The following is a 17757-nucleotide window of genomic DNA, read 5'->3' as shown; positions in this document are numbered from 1 at the left end:
GGCCTGCAAAACCATGCGCCCCGACATCTCGAACCGCACCAGGAACACCCTCTCCACGCAACGCACGCCGCTGTGCCTGGCGTTGCTGGTCCTGTTCGGCATGGGCGGCGCATGGGCGGCGCCCACGCCCGCGAACGCCGCGGCAGCCGCACCGATGACGGTGGCCAGCGTCGAGTTCAACGACGACTTCCTCGTGCGGCAGGGCGGGCACAAGGCCGACCTGTCGCGCTATCAGCATGGCAACCCGGTGCTGCCCGGCGAATACCGCGCGGAACTTACCGTGAACGGTCAGCTGCTGGGCTATACCGACGTGCAGGTCAAGGCCGGCGGCGAGCCGGGCGGCGCCAGGGTCTGCATCACGCTGGCGCAGCTCGACCAGCTCGGCGTGGACATGTCCAAGGTCGACGCCGGCGTGGTCGCGGCGCTGGCGGCGCCGGGCGCGTGCCTGACACTGCCTGAGATCGTGCCGCACGCCACCGCCACGCTGGACCCGGGCCAGTTGCGCCTCGAGGTCAGCATTCCGCAGGACATGGCGCGGCGCACGCCGCGCGGCTATGTGAACCCGGCGCTGTGGGACAGCGGCGTGACCGCCGGCTTCCTCGGCTACGGCCTCAACGTCTACCGCAGCGAGTCGGGCGGCCACGCCGCCACGTCCGGCTTCCTCTCGCTCAACGCCGGCTTCAACCTCGGCGAATGGTATTTCCGCCATAACGGCTCGCTCAGCACGCAGGCCGGCGCCGGCAGCAAGTACCAGAACGTCAACACCTACGTGCAGAAGGACCTGACCGCGCTCCAGAGCCGGCTCGTGCTGGGCGGCGCGAACACCTCGGGCGAGCTGTTCGACACGCTGCCGTTCCTCGGCGCGCAGGTCGCCAGCGACGACCGCATGCTGCCCGACTCGCAGCGCGGCTACGCGCCGGTGGTGCGTGGCGTGGCCGACACCAACGCGCGCGTGACGATCCGCCAGAACGGCGTGGTGATCTACGACACGCCGGTCGCGCCCGGCCCGTTCGCCATCGACGACCTCTACCCGAGCGGCTACGGCGGCGACCTGCAAGTCACCGTGACCGAGGCCGACGGGCGCGAGCGCACCTTCACCGTGCCCTACGCCGCCGTGCCGATGCTGCTGCGCCCCGGCATGACGCGCTTCAGCGTCACCGCCGGCGTGCTCAACGACACCACGCTGTCGGCGCGGCCCAAGCTGCTGCAGGCCACCGTGCAGCGCGGGCTGACCAACAGCCTGACCGGCTACGCCGGCGTGCAGGCCAGCAACCGCTACGCGGCGGTGCTGGCCGGCGCGGCGTTCGACACCGGCTTCGGCGCGGTGTCGATGGACGTCACCGGCGCCTACGCCAGGATCGGCGGGCAGACCTTCGCCGGCACCAGCACGCGGCTGGCCTACAGCAAGCTGTTCCAGCAGACCGGCAGCAACCTGTCGGTGGCCACCTATCGCTTCTCGTCGGACCGCTATGTCGATTTCGCCGGCGCCGCGCGCATGGAGGAGGCGGCCCGCAGCGGCCAGGACATCAGCGCCATGCACCGCCCCAAGAGCCGCGCCACGGTGAGCCTGAGCCAGCCGCTGCCGCGCGGCTGGGGCCAGGTCTTCGCCAGCGCGCTGGCGCAGGACTACTGGAACGGCAAGCCGCACGACGTGCAGTACCAGCTTGGCTACAGCAACCGCATCGGCCCGGTGAGCTATTCGGTCACCGCCACGCGCGTGCGCGGCGCCAACGGCACCGTCGACAACCAGTTCATGCTCAACCTGACGCTGCCGCTCGGCCGCGCAAGCCGCGCGCCGCAGCTCGCGTTCAGCCTCGGCCACGAAACCGGCGGCGGCACCAGCGCGCAGACCACGGTCAGCGGCGTGGCGGGCGCGGACAACCAGTTCAGCTACGGCGTGACGGCCGCGCGCAGCGCCGCGGGCCAGGTCTCGGGCGCGCTCAACGGCCAGTACCGCACGCCCTACACCTCGATCCAGGCCGCCTACGGCCAGGGCTCGGGCTACCGCAATGCGTCGGTCGGCCTGAGCGGCTCGGTGGTGGCGCATCCGGGCGGCGTGAGTTTCTCGCCGTACACGGGCGACACCTTCGCCGTGGTGGAAGCCCCGGCCGCGGCCGGCGCCAGGATCGACAGCTATCCGGGCCTGGTGCTCGACGGGCGCGGCTACGGCGTGGTGCCCTACCTGATGCCGTACCGGCAGAACCAGGTCTCGCTCGATCCGGCCAACATCCCCGACGACATCGAGCTCAAGGTCACCAGCCAGCAGGTGGCGCCGCGCGCGGGCGCGGTGGTGATGCTGCGCTATGCCACCGAGTCGGGCCAGGCCGCGCTGATCGACGCCGCGCTGGCGGATGGCACGCCGGTGCCGTTCGGCGCCGAAGTCACCGACGGCGACGGCAACAACGCCGGGCTGGTCGGGCAGGGCGGGCGCATCTACGTGCGCCTCAAGGAGGGCGGCGGCCCGCTCACGGCGCGCTGGGGCGACGGCGCCGGCCAGCAGTGCGAGATCGAGCCCGCCGCGGATGCGCAGGGCAGCAGCCCGCTGCTGCGCCTCAAGCGCGTCTGCACGGTCGGCTGAACGGACAACGGCGGCGGCGATGGGGCCGCGCCATACAGGAAGGAACAAGAAGATGAAGCCATATTTCCGCAATCTCGTCGCACTGCTGATCGGCCTGGGCGCGGTTGGCGCCGCCAATGCCGCGCCCGACTGCTATGTGATGAAAGGCTCACCTACCCCGCCGACCCTGAGCGTGCCGCTGGCCGCCGGCGCGTTGACCATCGGCCGCGACGTGCCCGATGGCACCGTCATCTACAGCCAGACCGTGTCGGCGCAGGAGGTGGGCATCGAGTGCAAGAACTACGCAGTCGCCACGGTCGAGAATGCCCTCGATCTGATCACCAGCCAGCCAGCCGCCGCCTGGAACCAAGGGCCGTTCGCCGGTAAGGTGTACGAAACGGGACTGCCGGGCATCGGCGTGGCCATCCGCGACGCCCGCGCGGGCCAGTTCTATCCGGGCATGGCTCCGATCAGTTGCCTGCTTCGCTGCGAGTATACGGTCGGGGCGCAATACGTCGAGGTCTCGCTGATCAAGATCGGCAAGGTTTCCGCCAGCGGCCCGGTCGCCGGGGCATCGCTGCCGCGCGTGAGTTCGAAGTGGCGCAAGGGCCCCGGTTTCGATTACCTCGCGGCATTCGAGATCGCCTTCACCGGCAGCCTGAGCATCGTGTCGCAGACCTGCGCCACGCCCGACGTCAGGGTTCCCATGGGTGTCCACAATCCCGGCGACTTCTCCGGCGTCGGCAGCGGCACGCGGTGGGAAGCATTCGACATCCGGTTGCTGAACTGCCCGGCGTTTCATGGCGCCACGGCGAGCGTGTCCTACGACAACGGCGCGCTGGGCGACGTGAGCGGCACCGGCAACCAGCTCGGTTTCCTGCTGACGCCGGCCACCGAGGTGGTGGACGCGGCCAAGGGGATCGTCGCGCTGAGCGCGGGCAGCGAGGCCAAGCCCGCGGCGGGCGGCGTCGGGCTGCAGATCGCCTCGCCCGATGGCGCGCCGGTGGCGTACCACAGCGTGATGCCGAGCGGCATCGTGCCCGCCGCGGTGGACGGCGGCAGCTACACCATTGCGCTGCAGGCGCGTTACGTGCAGACCGGCGAAGCCATCACGCCGGGGCAGGCCAACACCTCGGTGATGTTCACGATCGACTACCGGTAGGAAGAAGGAGAGAGGCGCGCGGCGGGGTCAGTGGTGCTTGTCCTCGCCGATCATCGCCAGCGAGTCGAAGTTGCGCACGTTGTAGCGGTGCTGGCGCATCACCAGGGTCATGGTGACGCAGACGAAGATGCCGAACGCCACGATGACGATGCCGATGGGCACGTTGAGCTTGATCAGCAGCGCGTACAGGCACAGCATCAGCAGCACCGAGACGTTCTCGTTGAAGTTCTGCACCGCGATCGAGTGGCCGGCGGACAGCAGCACGTGGCCGCGGTGCTGCAGCAGGGCGTTCATCGGCACCACGAAGTAGCCCGACATGCCGCCCACCACCATCAGGAACAGGTAGGCGATGGCCATGTACAGCGGCATGTGCATGCCGAGGACGTCGAACGAGACATCGGGCAGGCTGTTCTTGGTGTAGAAGGCCATCAGCATCACCACCACGCCCATCGCCACGCCGAACGGCAGCACCGACAGCGATTTGCGCAGCGGAATGCGCATCGCGGCCAGGATCGCGCCGACCGCCACGCCCACCGCCACCACCGCCTGCAGCAGCGCGCCCTGAGACAGGTTCAGCTCCAGCGACTTCTCGGCCCACTTCAGCACGATGAACTGCAGCGTGGCGCCCGCGCCCCAGAACAGCGTGGTCACGGCCAGCGAGATCTGGCCCAGCTTGTCGCGCCACAAGGCGGTGAAGCAGTCGGCGAACTCGGCGATCAGCTTGATCGGATTCTTTTCCTGCTGCGGATAGCGCGCGCCGGTCTCGGGGATGAACAGGTTGAAGATGGCGGCGACCACATAGAACAGCATGATGACCACCATCGCCGCCTCGGCCGGGGTGTGGATGCCGGTGTCCACGAAGGGCATGTCGAAGCCGAGCAGCACCTTGGAGATGTGCACCGAGATCAGCGCGCCGCCCACCACCGTGCCGAGGATGATCGAGCCGACCGTGAGGCCCTCGATCCATCCGTTGGCCGCCACCAGCCGCTCCGGCGGCAGCAGCTCGGTGAGAATGCCGTACTTGGCGGGCGAGTAGGCGGCCGCGCCGAAGCCCACGATGCCGTAGGCGAGCAGCGGGTGCAGCCCGAACATCATGATGGCGCAGCCGGCGATCTTGATGGTGTTGGTGATGAACATCACCTTGCCTTTCGGCATGGAGTCGGCGAAGGCGCCCACGAAGGCGGCCAGCACCACGTAGGACAGCACGAAGAACAGCTTGAGCAGCGGCGTCATCCACTGCGGGGAATGCAGCTCGGTAAGAAGGGCGATGGCGGCGATCAGCAGCGCGTTGTCGGCCAGCGAGGAGAAGAACTGCGCCGCCATGATGGTATAAAAACCCTTCTTCATACTGTGGACTCTGTCTCCATCGCAATTGCTGTGCAAGTCGGTCACGGTCGCGGTCACGACCGCGTTGCCGGCGGCACCGGAGGCCGTCGGGGAACCTGGGCTGGCGCCGTTGTCAAAGTGATGCCCGGACCAGCTCTGGGAGTGCTTTGCAGCTTGCCTCACCGTGTTTGACATATTGCATCACTTTTGAAACATGGTCGGAACGTCCGGCTTTATAACACGAAAATAAGGCGATTCCGAGCATCTCCGGGCCGCCGGTTGGACAGCGCAAGCGCGCTGCGATTCCCTAAATGTTGAGTCGGATGTGTTCAAATAACGTCTGTGCGACGTGCAGCGCGTACCGGGTCTTCCCCTATGTGGTGCATCCGCGGGCCGCGGGCGGCCCCTGCCGGCCGGCCTCGGTCCGGCCCCGACCCCTCCCGCGCCGTCGCGCATCAGCCTCCTGGAAGCCACAGCGATCCCATGCCTAGACCCATTCACGCCGTCATCCACCAACCGGCCCTGGCCAACAACCTGGAAGTCGTGCGCCACTGCGCACCCGAAGCGCGCGTCTGGGCCGTGGTCAAGGCCAACGCCTACGGCCACGGCATCCGCCGCGCCTTTGCCGGCCTGCGCGCCGCCGACGGCTTCGGCCTGCTCGACCTGAACGAAGCCGTGCTGCTGCGCGAGCTTGGCTGGCAGGGCCCGATCCTGCTGCTGGAAGGTTTCTTCCAGCCCCAGGACGTGCCGCTGCTGGAGCAATACCGCCTCACCACCGCGGTGCATTGCGAAGAACAGCTGCGCATGCTGGAAGCCGGCCGCCCCAAGGGGCCGCTGGCGATCCAGCTCAAGCTCAATACCGGCATGAACCGCCTGGGCTTCCGCCCGGACCAGTACCGCGCCGCCTGGGAGCGCGCGCGCGCCCTGCCGTGCGTGGGCAGCATCGTGCATATGACGCATTTCTCCGATGCCGACAGCCCGCGCGGCATCGCGCACCAGCTCGCGGTGTTCGACGCCGCCACGGCCAACCTGCCGGGCGAGGCCAGCCTGTCCAACTCCGCCGCCACGCTGTGGCATCCCCAGGCGCACCGCGCCTGGGTGCGGCCGGGCATCGTGCTGTACGGCGCCTCGCCCTCCGGGGTGGCGGCCGACGTGAGCAGCTTCGGCCTGCAGCCGGCCATGTCGCTGCACAGCGAGCTGATCTCCGTCCAGGACCTCCAGCCCGGCGATACCGTCGGCTACGGCTCGCTGTTCACGGCGGACCGCGCCATGCGCATCGGCGTGGTGGCCTGCGGTTATGCCGACGGCTACCCGCGCCATGCCGCCGGCTGGGGCGACAACCCGGCGCCGGTGCTGGTCGACGGCGTGCGCACGAACCTGGTGGGCCGGGTCTCGATGGACATGATCTGCGTCGACCTCACGCCTTGCCCCAAGGCCCGCGTGGGCAGCGCCGTGACCCTGTGGGGCCAGGGCCTGCCGATCGACGACGTGGCCGCGGCCAGCGGCACCGTGGGTTACGAGCTGATGTGCGCGCTGGCGCCGCGCGTGCCGGTCACGGTGGCGACGCTGACGGCGCCGGAGCAGGCCGCGCTGGCCTGACGCCGGGGCCGCGGGCGGGCCGGCGCCGGCCCGTGGCCTGCCTGGCCCGGCGGCGGCGCGCCGTCCGTGCGCTGTTTCGCCTCCGCCCGCCTGTTTCGGCGGTTTTTCGCCGCGTCTTGTTGTCGCCGCCGCCACCGCCACCGCCGCCGTCGCTCCGGTGGTTTTCCACCGCTTTCACCGTCTCCACCGTTTTCCCCGAGGATCCCAGTTGGCCAAGCCAAAGAACGTCTACACCTGCACCGAATGCGGCGGCACCTCGCCGCGCTGGCAGGGCCAGTGCCCGCAGTGCCAGCAATGGAACACGCTGGTCGAGACCGTGGCGGAGACCGCGTCGGCCAAGCGCTTCGCGCCGCTGGCCGCCTCGGCCCGCGTGCAGCGCCTGTCCGAGATCGACGCGGCCGACGTGCCGCGCTTTTCCAGCGGCATCGAGGAATTCGACCGCGTGCTGGGCGGCGGGCTGGTGGCCGGCGGGGTGGTGCTGATCGGCGGCGATCCCGGCATCGGCAAGTCCACGCTGCTGCTGCAGGCGCTGGCCAACCTCGCCGCCGAGCGCCCCGTGCTGTACGTCAGCGGCGAGGAGTCCGGCGCGCAGATCGCGCTGCGCGCCCAGCGCCTCGGCGTGGACAGCCCGCAGCTCGCCTTGCTGGCGGAGATCCAGCTGGAGAAGATCCAGGCCACGCTGGAGGCGGAAAAACCCGAGGTGGCGGTGATCGACTCGATCCAGACGCTGTATTCCGAAGCGCTCACCTCGGCGCCCGGCTCGGTGGCCCAGGTGCGCGAATGCGCGGCGCAGCTCACGCGCATCGCCAAGGGCAGCGGCACCACCATCATCCTGGTCGGCCACGTGACCAAGGAAGGCGCGCTGGCCGGCCCGCGCGTGCTCGAGCACATCGTCGACACCGTGCTGTACTTCGAGGGCGACACCCATTCCTCGCACCGCCTGGTGCGCGCGTTCAAGAACCGCTTCGGCGCGGTCAACGAACTGGGCGTGTTCGCCATGACCGAGCGCGGCCTGCGCGGCATCAGCAACCCGTCGGCGCTGTTTCTGTCGCAGCACGAGCAGCAGGTGGCAGGCTCCTGCGTGCTGGTCACGCAGGAAGGCACGCGGCCGCTGCTGGTGGAAGTGCAGGCGCTGGTCGACGCCGCGCAGGTGCCCAACCCGCGCCGGCTGGCCGTGGGGCTGGAGCAGAACCGGCTGGCCATGCTGCTGGCGGTGTTGCACCGCCATGCCGGCATCGCCTGCTTCGACCAGGACGTGTTCCTCAACGCCGTGGGCGGCGTCAAGATCGCCGAGCCGGCGGCCGACCTCGCGGTGCTGTTGGCGATCCATTCGTCGATGCGCAACAAGCCGCTGCCGCGCGGCCTGGTGGTGTTCGGCGAAGTCGGCCTGGCCGGCGAGATCCGGCCCAGCCCGCGCGGGCAGGAACGCCTGCGCGAAGCCGCCAAGCTCGGCTTCACCACCGCGGTGATTCCCCGCGCCAACGCGCCCAAGCAGCCGATCGACGGCCTCGAGGTGATCGCGGTCGAGCGGCTGGAGCAGGCCATCGACCGTGTGCGTCATCTGGAGTGAGAGCCGCTGCGTCAATCCGCCGCAACAGGCGCGTTTGCGGCGCCGCGCACGGTGCGTGGCGCGCTGCGCAAAATCGGTAATAATGAGCCTCGCATCGCGCACGTCCGGCCGTCAGGCCTGCGGCGCGCCGACACCGATGCGCGGTCCTGCCCGGTCCCCGGGTCCAATTCGCTACTGAACCATGCAAGCCAATTCGCGCAGTTTCTTCCTGTTGATCGCCGTGATTTCCTTCGGCCTGGTCGGCTATGCCCTCTACCTGCAGCACGTGGAGGGCTACCAGCCATGCCCGCTGTGCGTGATGCAGCGTTTCGCCTTCGTCGGCATCGGCATCTTCTCGCTACTGGCCGCCATCGCGCAGAGCACGCGCAGCCTGTGGCAGGGGCTGGGCATGCTGTCCGGCATCGGCGGCATCGCCGTGGCCGGCTATCACGTGTCGCTGCTGCTCAACCCCAAGGCCAGTTGCGGCATCGACCCGCTCGAGAACTGGGTCAACCGGCTGCCCACCGCCAAGCTGCTGCCGCAGGTGTTTTACTCGGACGGCTTGTGCACGGCGCCGCTGCCGCCGATTTTTGGTTTGTCGATTCCGGCCTGGTCGCTGATCTGGTTATTTATTTTGACTGCGACTTTGGCGGTGGGGATGATTCGGAGGGAGAGGAATTATCGGTAGTTTTTTGATTTTATTTTGGGGTTTGGGGGGATTTTAAGGTTGGCGGTTTAATGTTGATTGCTTGACGTCGGCGGATTAATGCCAAATTCAATGGCTGAATGTCAACGGTTGAACGTCAACTGCTTAACTTCAAAGTCAAAGGCTTTCGCTCCCCCGGAGCGACCTACTTTCTTTTCCCCGAAAAGAAAGTAGGCAAAGAAAGCGGGCTGCCTGGCCGGCAGGGGCAGAAACGTTGGGATTTCTCTTGTTGGTGGTTTCGTCGTGGGGCCGGTGGTTCTGCTGGCATCCTGCCGTTACCGGTGCGAGCGGCCACGATCTGGCTGGCGGTATGGGTTTCGGGGTCAGACCTATGATGGCGGGCGCACTGCTGGTTCGGCCATCTGCCGTTACCGGTGCTGGCGGTCACGGCGTAGCACCGGCACTGGTTTCGTGGTGGGCGCGGTGGACCCCGCGCGGGTGTGCGGGGTTGCTTTGAACCGGATTGCCTCTCAAGTCAAAACCATTTGGCACTGAGATCGAATGGGGGCCACCGCGCCCACCACGAATCCAGCTCCGTCTCTATGACGAGCCCATCCGCTCCGGTCGCGGCAGCAGCCCGAAGGGCCTGGGCCTATGCCATCATGCAGCGCCACCACGAATCGAACACCACCCGAGAGAACGTGGCCACCAAAACCGGTACCGGCAGAATCCCTGCAGAACCACCACCGCCACCACGAAACCACCAACAACCAGCAATCCTGTTCGGCTCTGCCCCTGCCGGCCAGGCAGCCCGCTTTCTTTGCCTACTTTCTTTTCGGGGAAAAGAAAGTAGGTCGCTCCGGGGGAGCGAAAGCCTTTGACTTTGACTTTGACTTTGAAGTTAAGCAGTTGACGTTCAGCCGTTGACGTTAAGAAGTGGCCATTGACATTAAGCCATTAACATTAAGCCATTAAAATTGAAGTAACCTTCCAAAAAATCAAACAATCCCCTCAATCTGCTCCTGCAACTCCAGCCAACGCTCCTCGAGCGTATCAAGTTCCCCCCCCACTTCCCCCTGCCGCTTGAGCATCTCCATCAACTTCCCCTTGTTACCCTCCGCATAACTGCTCTCGTCGGCCATGAACGCATCGATCTCGCTCTTGGCCTGCTGCAGCACGGCCATGCGCTTTTCCACCTTTTCCAGTTCCTTGGTCAGCGGCTTGCGCAACTGCGTCAGGCGCTGGCGTTCGTCGGCTTCGGCGCGGCGCTGGTCGCGGCGGTTGACCGCGGCGGCGCCGTCGCCCGCGGCGGGGGCCTGCGCGGCGCTGGCGGCGTTGCGCTTGGCCGCGGCCTGTTGCAGCAGCCAGTCGCGGTAGTCGTCGAGGTCGCCGTCGAACGGCTTCATGGTGCCGTCGCCGACCAGCATGAACTGGTCGGTGGTGGCGCGCAGCAGGTGGCGGTCGTGGGAGACCACGATCAGGGTGCCTTCGAACTGCGCCAGCGCCATCGTCAGCGCTTCGCGGGTGTCGAGGTCGAGGTGGTTGGTCGGTTCGTCGAGCAGCAGCAGGTTGGGCTTCTGCCAGACGATCAGCGACAGCGCCAGGCGCGCCTTCTCGCCGCCGGAGAACGGCTCGATCGGCGCGGTGGCCATGTCGCCGCGGAAGTTGAAGCTGCCGAGGAAGTCGCGCAGTTCCTGCTCGCGCGTCTCCGGCGCCAGGCGCGCCAGGTGCTGCAGCGGGGAGTCCTGGTCGCGCAGCGTCTCCAGCTGGTGCTGGGCGAAGTAGCCGATCTGCAGGCCCTTGCCCTGGCGCAGCTTGCCGGCCAGGGGTTCTTGCGTGGCCGCCAGCGTCTTCACCAGCGTGGACTTGCCCTGGCCGTTGGCGCCGAGCAGGCCGATGCGCTGGCCGGTCTGGATCGACAGCGACAGGTTGTGCAGGATGGTCACGGGCGGCGCGCCGGGCGCGGGCGGCGGATAACCGCAGTCCACGCCTTCGAGCACCATCATCGGGTTGGGCGCCGAGTCCGGCTCGCGGAACTCGAAGGCGAAGCCGGCGGCGATGTGCACCGGCGCCAGCCGCTCCATCTTCTCCAGCGCCTTGACCCGGCTCTGCGCCTGGCGCGCCTTGGTGGCCTTGGCCTTGAAGCGCGTGATGAACGATTCGAGGTGGGCGATCTCTTTCTGCTGGCGCGAGTAGGCCGACTGCTGCAGCGCCATCTGCTGCAGGCGCAGCGTCTCGAACTGGGTGTAGTTGCCGCCGTAGCGGCGCAGTTGCTGGTTCTCGATGTGCACGGTGACGTTGCAGATCGCGTCGAGGAATTCGCGGTCGTGCGAAATCATCACCAGCGTGCCGGGATAGCGCGCCAGCCAGTCTTCCAGCCAGACGATGGCGTCGAGGTCCAGGTGATTGGTCGGTTCGTCGAGCAGCAGCAGGTCGGACGGGCACATCAGCGCCTGCGCCAGGTTCAGCCGCATGCGCCAGCCGCCCGAGAACGACGCCACCGGCTGCGACACCTGCGCCAGCGTGAAGCCCAGCCCCAGCAGCAGCGCCTCGGCGCGCGCCGGTGCGGTGTAGCCGTCGGCGTCGGCGAAGGCGGCGTGGGCGTCGGCCTCGGCGGTGCCGTCGCCGCTGGCCTGGGCCGCGGCGATGCGCGCCTCGATCTCGCGCAGGCGGGTGTCGCCGTCGATGGTGTATTCCACCGCGCTGCGCGCGACCGCCGGGGTTTCCTGCGCCACGTGGGCGATGCGCCACTGCGGCGGGATGGCGACGTCGCCGCCGTCCGGATGCAGCTCGCCGCGCAGCATGGCGAACAGGGTCGACTTGCCGCTGCCGTTGGCGCCGACGAGGCCGACGCGCTCGCCGGGGTTCAGCGTCACGCTGGTGTGGTCGAACAGCACCTTGGTGCCGCGCTGGAGGACTAGCTGGTCGATTCGGATCACGGGAGGGGAAAGCTGGAGATAAAGCCGCCGGAGATGAGCGATGGCCGGCCCGGCATGGCACGGGTCAACCCGGCATTGTAGCCGCTTCGCATGATGCTGCCCGTCAAATGGCGGCGCGCGGCGGCGTATGGCGGAGGATGGCGGCGAGGTTCGGCGGGCCGCCGCGCGCGGACTCCGGCGGTGGCCGCGCAGGGACGGCAAAGGGATGGCAAGGAGACAGCAGCCTAGGTATAAACCCTTGCCCGCGTAAAACTCTATTTTCATGGTACGCGTTTTGCGTGTAAATTAATTTACATAGATGCGCGCCGCCTGCATGCTTTTTTTTCGTGCATGGCTTCGCGGCGGCGCATCCCGTCAACCAGAACCGCACCCATGTCCCTCGGCAACTCCGGCAATTCCGGCACCAACGGATCCTCCGGCAAGAACGGCAACGGCTCGATCACCGAGCGCATCGCCCGCGCCCTGCCCACGCTGACGCCCGCGCACCAGCGCATGGCCGAATACGTGCTGGGCAATCCGTTCCGTGCCGCCACCATGCGCATCGACGAACTGGCGGCGGCGGTGGAGGTCTCGGTGGCCACCGCCAACCGCTTCGCGCACGCGCTCGGCTTCGAGGGCTATCCGCAGTTCCGCACCGAGCTGGTGCGCGGTTTCGAGGCCACGCTGGCGCCGGTCGAGAAGCTGCGCACCGAACTGGAGCGCCCGGCCACGGTGGCGGCGGTCATCGCCGCCTCGCTCGACGAGGACGTGCGCAATCTCGAGGCCACGCGCCGCGGGCTCGATGCCGAGTCCTGCGAGCGCGCGGTGGAAGCCATCCTGTCGGCCGAGCGCGTGTTCGTGGTGGGCTTCGGCGCGAGCGGTTTCCTGGCCGGGCTGCTGCAGCACGGGCTGGACCTGTCGTGCCGCACCGTGATCTCGGTGTCGGGCGCGGGCGGCGCGTCGACCGCGGCGCGCGCGCTGTTCAAGCTGCAGCCCAGCGACCTGCTGATCGTGATCGGCTTTCCGCGCTACGTGTACGACACCGTGACCATCGCGCGGCGCGCGCGCGCGCACGGCGCGCGCATCGTGGCGCTGACCGACGGGCCGACCTCGCCGCTGGCGGCACTGGCCGACATCGCGCTGTACGCGCACACCGGCCGCCAGCTTTCCGCCAACTCGGACACCGCCGTGCTGGCTTTCATCGAAGGCCTGTGCGGCGCCGTGGCGCACCGCGCCGCGCACGCCGTCAAGGCCGCCGCCGAGATGACCGAATTCCTGCTGCCGTGGCTGCACGGCGCGCCGCCCGGCCAGGGCCGCGACGCGCGCGAGCGCCACGACGAAGCAGCCGAAGGCCGCGCCAAGGGCGCGCCCGCGCGCCGCAAGAAACCCACTCCCGACGCATCGTGAACCCCAACCTTACCCCTGTGATCGCCATCCACGGCGGCGCCGGCACCATCACCCGTGCCGCCATGAGCCCCGCCAGGGAGGCGGAATACACCGCCGCGCTGGGCGGCGTGCTGCAAGCCGGCCAGCGCGTGCTGGCCGACGGCGGCAGCGCGCTCGACGCCGTCACCGAAGCCGTGCGCCTGCTCGAGAACTGCCCGCTGTTCAATGCCGGCCGCGGCGCCGTGCTGACCCGCGCCGGCACCTACGAGCTCGACGCCGCCATCATGGACGGCGCCACCCGCGCCGCCGGCGCGGTGGCCTGCGTCAAGTGCCTGCGCAATCCGGTGCTGGCCGCGCGCGCGGTGATGGAGCAGAGCGAGCACGTGCTGTTCGCCGGCGACGGCGCCGAGGCTTTCGCGCGCGCGCGGGGCCTGGAACTGGTGGAGCCCGCCTACTACTTCACCGAGGCGCGCCGCGAGCAATGGGAGCGCGCGCGCGGCACCGCCGGCACGGCGCTCGACCACGACGCCGCCAGCCGCGCGGCCGAGCCCATCGACCCCGACAGCAAGTTCGGCACCGTGGGCGCGGTGGCCTGCGACGCGCAGGGGCGCCTGGCCGCGGCCACCTCCACCGGCGGCGTCACCAACAAGCAGGTCGGCCGCGTCGGCGACACGCCCATCATCGGCGCCGGCTGTTATGCCGACGACGTGGCCGCGGTGTCCGCCACCGGCACCGGCGAGATGTTCATCCGCGCGGTGGCGGCCTACGACGTGGCCGCGCAGATGCGCTACGCGGGCCTGCCGCTCGGCGAGGCCGCGCGCCGCGTGGTGATGGAGAAGCTGCCGGCCATCGACGGCCGCGGCGGCCTGATCGCGGTGGACCGCGCCGGCAACGTCGCGCTGCCGTTCAACACCGAAGGCATGTACCGCGGTTTCGCCCGGGTGGGCGAGGCGGTCAACGTGTGGATCTACGGTTGAGCCGGCAGGCGCGGCATCGATCCATCCCGGCATCAACAGCATCAACAGGCATCAAGGGGTCCAAGTGGCTGCAGCATCCTCTTCCCGGTCGGCCCAAGCGGGCATCGTCCTGCCACCGCAGCGGGTGGTTTCCGTCAACGATCTCACCGTGCGCTTTTCCACCTCGGAGCGCACCGTGGAGGCCGTGCGCGGCCTGAGCTTCCACGTCGACCGCGGCGAGACGCTGGCCGTGGTGGGCGAGTCGGGCTCGGGCAAGTCGGTGACGTCGCTGGCGCTGATGCGGCTGGTCGAGCACGGCGGCGGCAAGATCGCCGGCGGCAGCATGGCGCTGCGCCGGCGCGGCGGCGAGGTGATCGATCTCGCCCGCGCCGACAACGCCACCATGCGCGGCGTGCGCGGCAGCGACGTGGCCATGATCTTCCAGGAGCCGATGACCTCGCTCAACCCGGTGTTCCCGGTGGGCGAGCAGATCGCCGAATCGATCCGCCTGCACCAGGGCAAGGGCCGCGCCGAGGCGCGCGCCGAAGCACTGCGCATGCTGGAGATCGTGCGCATTCCCGAGGCGCGCCGCGTGCTGGACCGCTTCCCGCACCAGCTCTCGGGCGGCATGCGCCAGCGCGTGATGATCGCGATGGCGCTGTCGTGCAAGCCGGCGCTGCTGATCGCCGACGAGCCGACCACCGCGCTCGACGTGACCATCCAGGCCGAGATCCTGCAGCTGATCCGCAACCTGCAGGCCGAGATGGACATGGGCGTGGTCTTCATCACCCACGACATGGGCGTGGTGGCCGAGGTGGCCGACCGCGTGCTGGTGATGTACCGCGGCGAACGGGTGGAGGAGGGCACCGCCGAGCAGGTCTTCGCCGCGCCCGCGCATCCGTACACGCGCGCGCTGCTGTCGGCCGTGCCCAAGCTCGGCGCCATGCAGGGCACCGACTGGCCCGCCAAGTTCCCGCTGCTGCAGCTCGACCAGTCCGCGCCGGCCGCGCCCGGGGCGCCGCAGGACACCGTGCCGGCCGGCGCCGCGCCGATCCTGCGCGTGCGCGACCTGGTGACGCGCTTCGACGTGCCGGGCGGCCTGCTGGGCCGCGTGGCGCGCCGCGTGCACGCGGTCGAGCGCGTGAGCTTCGACCTCCATCCCGGCGAGACGCTGGCGCTGGTGGGCGAGTCCGGCTGCGGCAAGTCCACCACCGGCCGCTCGCTGCTGCGCCTGGTCGACAGCCAGAGCGGCACCATCGAATTCAACGGCCAGGACATCAGCCAGATGAAGGGCGGCGCGCTGCAGACCCTGCGCCGCAATATCCAGTTCATCTTCCAGGACCCGTTCGCCTCGCTCGACCCGCGCGTGCCGGTGGGCTACTCCATCATGGAGCCGCTGCTGGTGCACAAGGTGGCCAGCGGCAAGGAGGCCGAGCAGCGCGTGGCCTGGCTGCTGGAAAAGGTGGGCCTGAGCGCGGCGCACGCCTCGCGCTACCCGCATGAATTCTCGGGCGGTCAGCGCCAGCGCATCTGCATCGCGCGCGCGCTGGCGCTCAACCCCAAGGTGGTGGTGGCCGACGAGTCGGTGTCCGCGCTCGACGTGTCCATCCAGGCGCAGATCGTCAACCTGATGCTGGACCTGCAGCGCGAGATGGGCATCGCCTTCCTGTTCATCTCGCACGACATGGCGGTGGTGGAGCGCGTGAGCCACCGCGTGGCGGTGATGTACCTGGGCCAGATCGTGGAGATCGGCCCGCGCCGCGCGATCTTCGAGAACCCGCAGCACCCGTACACCAGGAAGCTGATGTCGGCGGTGCCGATCGCCGATCCGGCGCGCCGCCACCTCAAGCGCGAGCCGCTCAACGACGAGATCCCCAGCCCCATCCGGCTGCTCGGCGACGAGCCGCTGGTGCAGCCGCTGGTGGCCGTCGGCGGCAGCGCCGCCTCGCAGCATTTCGTAGCCCGGCACGCCATCGGCGGTGCCTACTAACCGACGCCTTTCCAAGGAGAATCGATGATGACCCGGATGATGTTCCGCTTGGCCCCCTCGAAGCTGATCGCCGGCGGCCTGGCCCTGGCCGCGCTCGGCGCCGGCCCCGCCTTCGCCGCCAAGGACGCCGTGATGGCGGTGTATTCCACCTTCACCACGCTCGACCCGTACGACGCGAACGACACGCTGTCGCAGGCCGCCAGCAAGTCCTTCTACCAGGGCCTGTTCGGCTTCGACAAGGACATGAAGCTGGTCAACGTGCTGGCCGAAAGCTATGAAGCCAGCAAGGACGGCCTGACCTACACCATCAAGCTCAAGAAGGGCGTGAAGTTCCACGACGGCACCACCTTCGACGCCGCCGCCGTCAAGGCCAACTTCGACCGCGTCACCAACCCGGCCAACAAGCTCAAGCGCTACACGCTGTTCAACCGCGTGGCCAGGACCGACGTGGTGGACGCCAGCACCGTCAAGGTCACGCTGAAAGAGCCGTTCTCGCCGTTCATCAACGTGCTGGCCCATCCGTCGGCGGTGATGATCTCGCCGGCCGCGCTGCAGAAGTACGGCAAGGACATCGCGTTCCACCCGGTCGGCACCGGCCCGTTCGAGTTCGTCGAGTGGAAGCAGCCCGATCACCTCAAGGGCAAGAAGTTCGCCGGCTTCTGGAAGACCGGCTACCCGAAGATCGACACCATCACCTGGAAGCCGGTGGTGGACAACAACACGCGCGCGGCCATCATGCAGACCGGCGAAGCGGACTTCGCCTTCAGCATCCCGTTCGAGCAGGCCGCCGTGCTCAAGGGCAATCCCAAGGTGGACCTGATCGATGCGCCGTCGATCATCCAGCGCTACCTGAGCCTGAACACCACGGTCAAGCCGTTCAACGACCCCAAGGTGCGCCAGGCCATCAACTACGCCATCAACAAGGACGCGCTGGCCAAGGTGGCCTTCGCCGGCTACGCCACGCCTTCCGACGGCGTGGTGCCCGCGGGCGTGGACTATGCCGAGAAGCTGGGCCCGTGGCCGTATGACCCGGCCAAGGCGCGCGCGCTGCTCAAGGAAGCCGGCTACCCGAACGGCTTCGAGACCACGCTGTGGTCGGCCTACAACCACACCACCGCGCAGAAGGTGATCCAGTTCGTGCAGCAGCAGCTGCAGCAGGTCGGCATCAAGGCGCAGGTGCAGGCGCTCGAAGCCGGCCAGCGCGTGGAGAAGGTCGAGAGCGTGCAGAAGCCCGAAGACGCCGGCGTGCGCATGTACTACGTGGGCTGGTCGTCCTCGACCGGCGAGTCGGACTGGGCGCTGCGCCCGCTGCTGGCCTCCGAGTCGATGCCGCCCAAGCTGCTCAACACCGCGTACTACAAGAACGACCAGGTCGACGCCGACATCGCCAACGCGCTGCGCACCACCGACCGCGCCGAGAAGGCCCGCCTGTACAAGGACGCGCAGCAGCAGATCTGGAAGGACGCGCCGTGGGCCTTCCTGGTGACGGAGAAGGTGCTGTTCGCGCGCGCCAAGCGCCTGAGCGGCGCCTACGTGATGCCCGACGGCTCGTTCAACTTCGACGAGATCGACATCAAGCAATAAGGGCTGCGGGCTGCCGGGCGCAGGCGGCCCGGCCCGGCGGCAGGCGGTACCAAGCAGTACCAGGCAGTACCCGCAGGCAGTACG

11 protein-coding genes are annotated in these 17757 nt (G+C 68.7%); 9 read left to right on the top strand and 2 right to left on the bottom strand.

The window, feature by feature from the left end:
- Positions 1-13: 13 nt before the first annotated feature.
- Both ACWTPI_RS11150 and ACWTPI_RS11145 read left to right on the top strand, forming a co-directional pair.
- The gene (locus tag ACWTPI_RS11150) at positions 14-2578 is read left to right on the top strand and encodes a fimbria/pilus outer membrane usher protein (RefSeq protein WP_454731693.1); all 2565 of its coding nucleotides are present in this window, start codon (positions 14-16) and stop codon (positions 2576-2578) included.
- Between the two features lie 52 nt (positions 2579-2630).
- Positions 2631-3719 carry a fimbrial protein gene (locus tag ACWTPI_RS11145; protein WP_454731692.1) on the top strand — a complete coding sequence of 363 codons (1089 nt, stop codon included), beginning with the start codon at positions 2631-2633 and terminating at the stop codon, positions 3717-3719.
- A 27-nt stretch (positions 3720-3746) separates the two neighbouring features.
- Here ACWTPI_RS11145 and lplT read toward each other — a convergent pair whose 3' ends face one another.
- Positions 3747-5066: a lysophospholipid transporter LplT gene (lplT, locus tag ACWTPI_RS11140; RefSeq protein WP_020202744.1), complete on the bottom strand. Its 1320-nt coding sequence runs from the start codon at positions 5064-5066 to the stop codon at positions 3747-3749.
- 462 nt (positions 5067-5528) lie between these two features.
- On the opposite strand from lplT, the gene alr reads away from it, so the two are divergent.
- The 3 genes from alr (at position 5529) to ACWTPI_RS11125 (ending at position 8881) form a co-directional block, all read left to right on the top strand.
- Positions 5529-6644 (top strand): alanine racemase, encoded by a 1116-nt coding sequence (alr, locus tag ACWTPI_RS11135; protein WP_454731691.1) that lies wholly within the window; start codon positions 5529-5531, stop codon positions 6642-6644.
- Between the two features lie 208 nt (positions 6645-6852).
- Entirely contained in the window at positions 6853-8214 is a 1362-nt protein-coding gene (radA, locus tag ACWTPI_RS11130; protein ID WP_020202746.1) for a DNA repair protein RadA, read from the top strand.
- Positions 8215-8395: 181 nt separating this feature from the next.
- The gene (locus ACWTPI_RS11125) at positions 8396-8881 is read left to right on the top strand and encodes a disulfide bond formation protein B (RefSeq protein ID WP_020202747.1); all 486 of its coding nucleotides are present in this window, start codon (positions 8396-8398) and stop codon (positions 8879-8881) included.
- 956 nt (positions 8882-9837) lie between these two features.
- On the opposite strand, the gene ACWTPI_RS11120 is transcribed toward ACWTPI_RS11125, so the two are convergent.
- Positions 9838-11778 (bottom strand): ATP-binding cassette domain-containing protein, encoded by a 1941-nt coding sequence (locus tag ACWTPI_RS11120; protein ID WP_454731690.1) that lies wholly within the window; start codon positions 11776-11778, stop codon positions 9838-9840.
- A gap of 372 nt (positions 11779-12150) precedes the next feature.
- Here ACWTPI_RS11120 and ACWTPI_RS11115 point away from each other — a divergent pair, with 372 nt between their 5' ends.
- From ACWTPI_RS11115 to gsiB, 4 genes are all read left to right on the top strand, one after another.
- Positions 12151-13164, top strand: a complete 1014-nt coding sequence (locus ACWTPI_RS11115) for a MurR/RpiR family transcriptional regulator (RefSeq protein WP_020204580.1) — start codon at positions 12151-12153, stop codon at positions 13162-13164.
- A 62-nt stretch (positions 13165-13226) separates the two neighbouring features.
- Positions 13227-14120, top strand: a complete 894-nt coding sequence (locus ACWTPI_RS11110) for an isoaspartyl peptidase/L-asparaginase family protein (RefSeq protein ID WP_454732469.1) — start codon at positions 13227-13229, stop codon at positions 14118-14120.
- Positions 14121-14184: 64 nt separating this feature from the next.
- On the top strand, positions 14185-16089 hold the full coding sequence (locus ACWTPI_RS11105; protein ID WP_454731689.1) for a dipeptide ABC transporter ATP-binding protein: 1905 nt from the start codon (positions 14185-14187) through the stop codon (positions 16087-16089).
- Between the two features lie 24 nt (positions 16090-16113).
- Positions 16114-17673 carry a glutathione ABC transporter substrate-binding protein GsiB gene (gsiB, locus tag ACWTPI_RS11100; RefSeq protein ID WP_020204577.1) on the top strand — a complete coding sequence of 520 codons (1560 nt, stop codon included), beginning with the start codon at positions 16114-16116 and terminating at the stop codon, positions 17671-17673.
- The last annotated feature ends 84 nt before the right edge of the window (positions 17674-17757 follow it).

Source organism: Cupriavidus ulmosensis, assembly GCF_977008105.1.
This window is presented reverse-complemented; position numbering and strand designations above follow the sequence as displayed.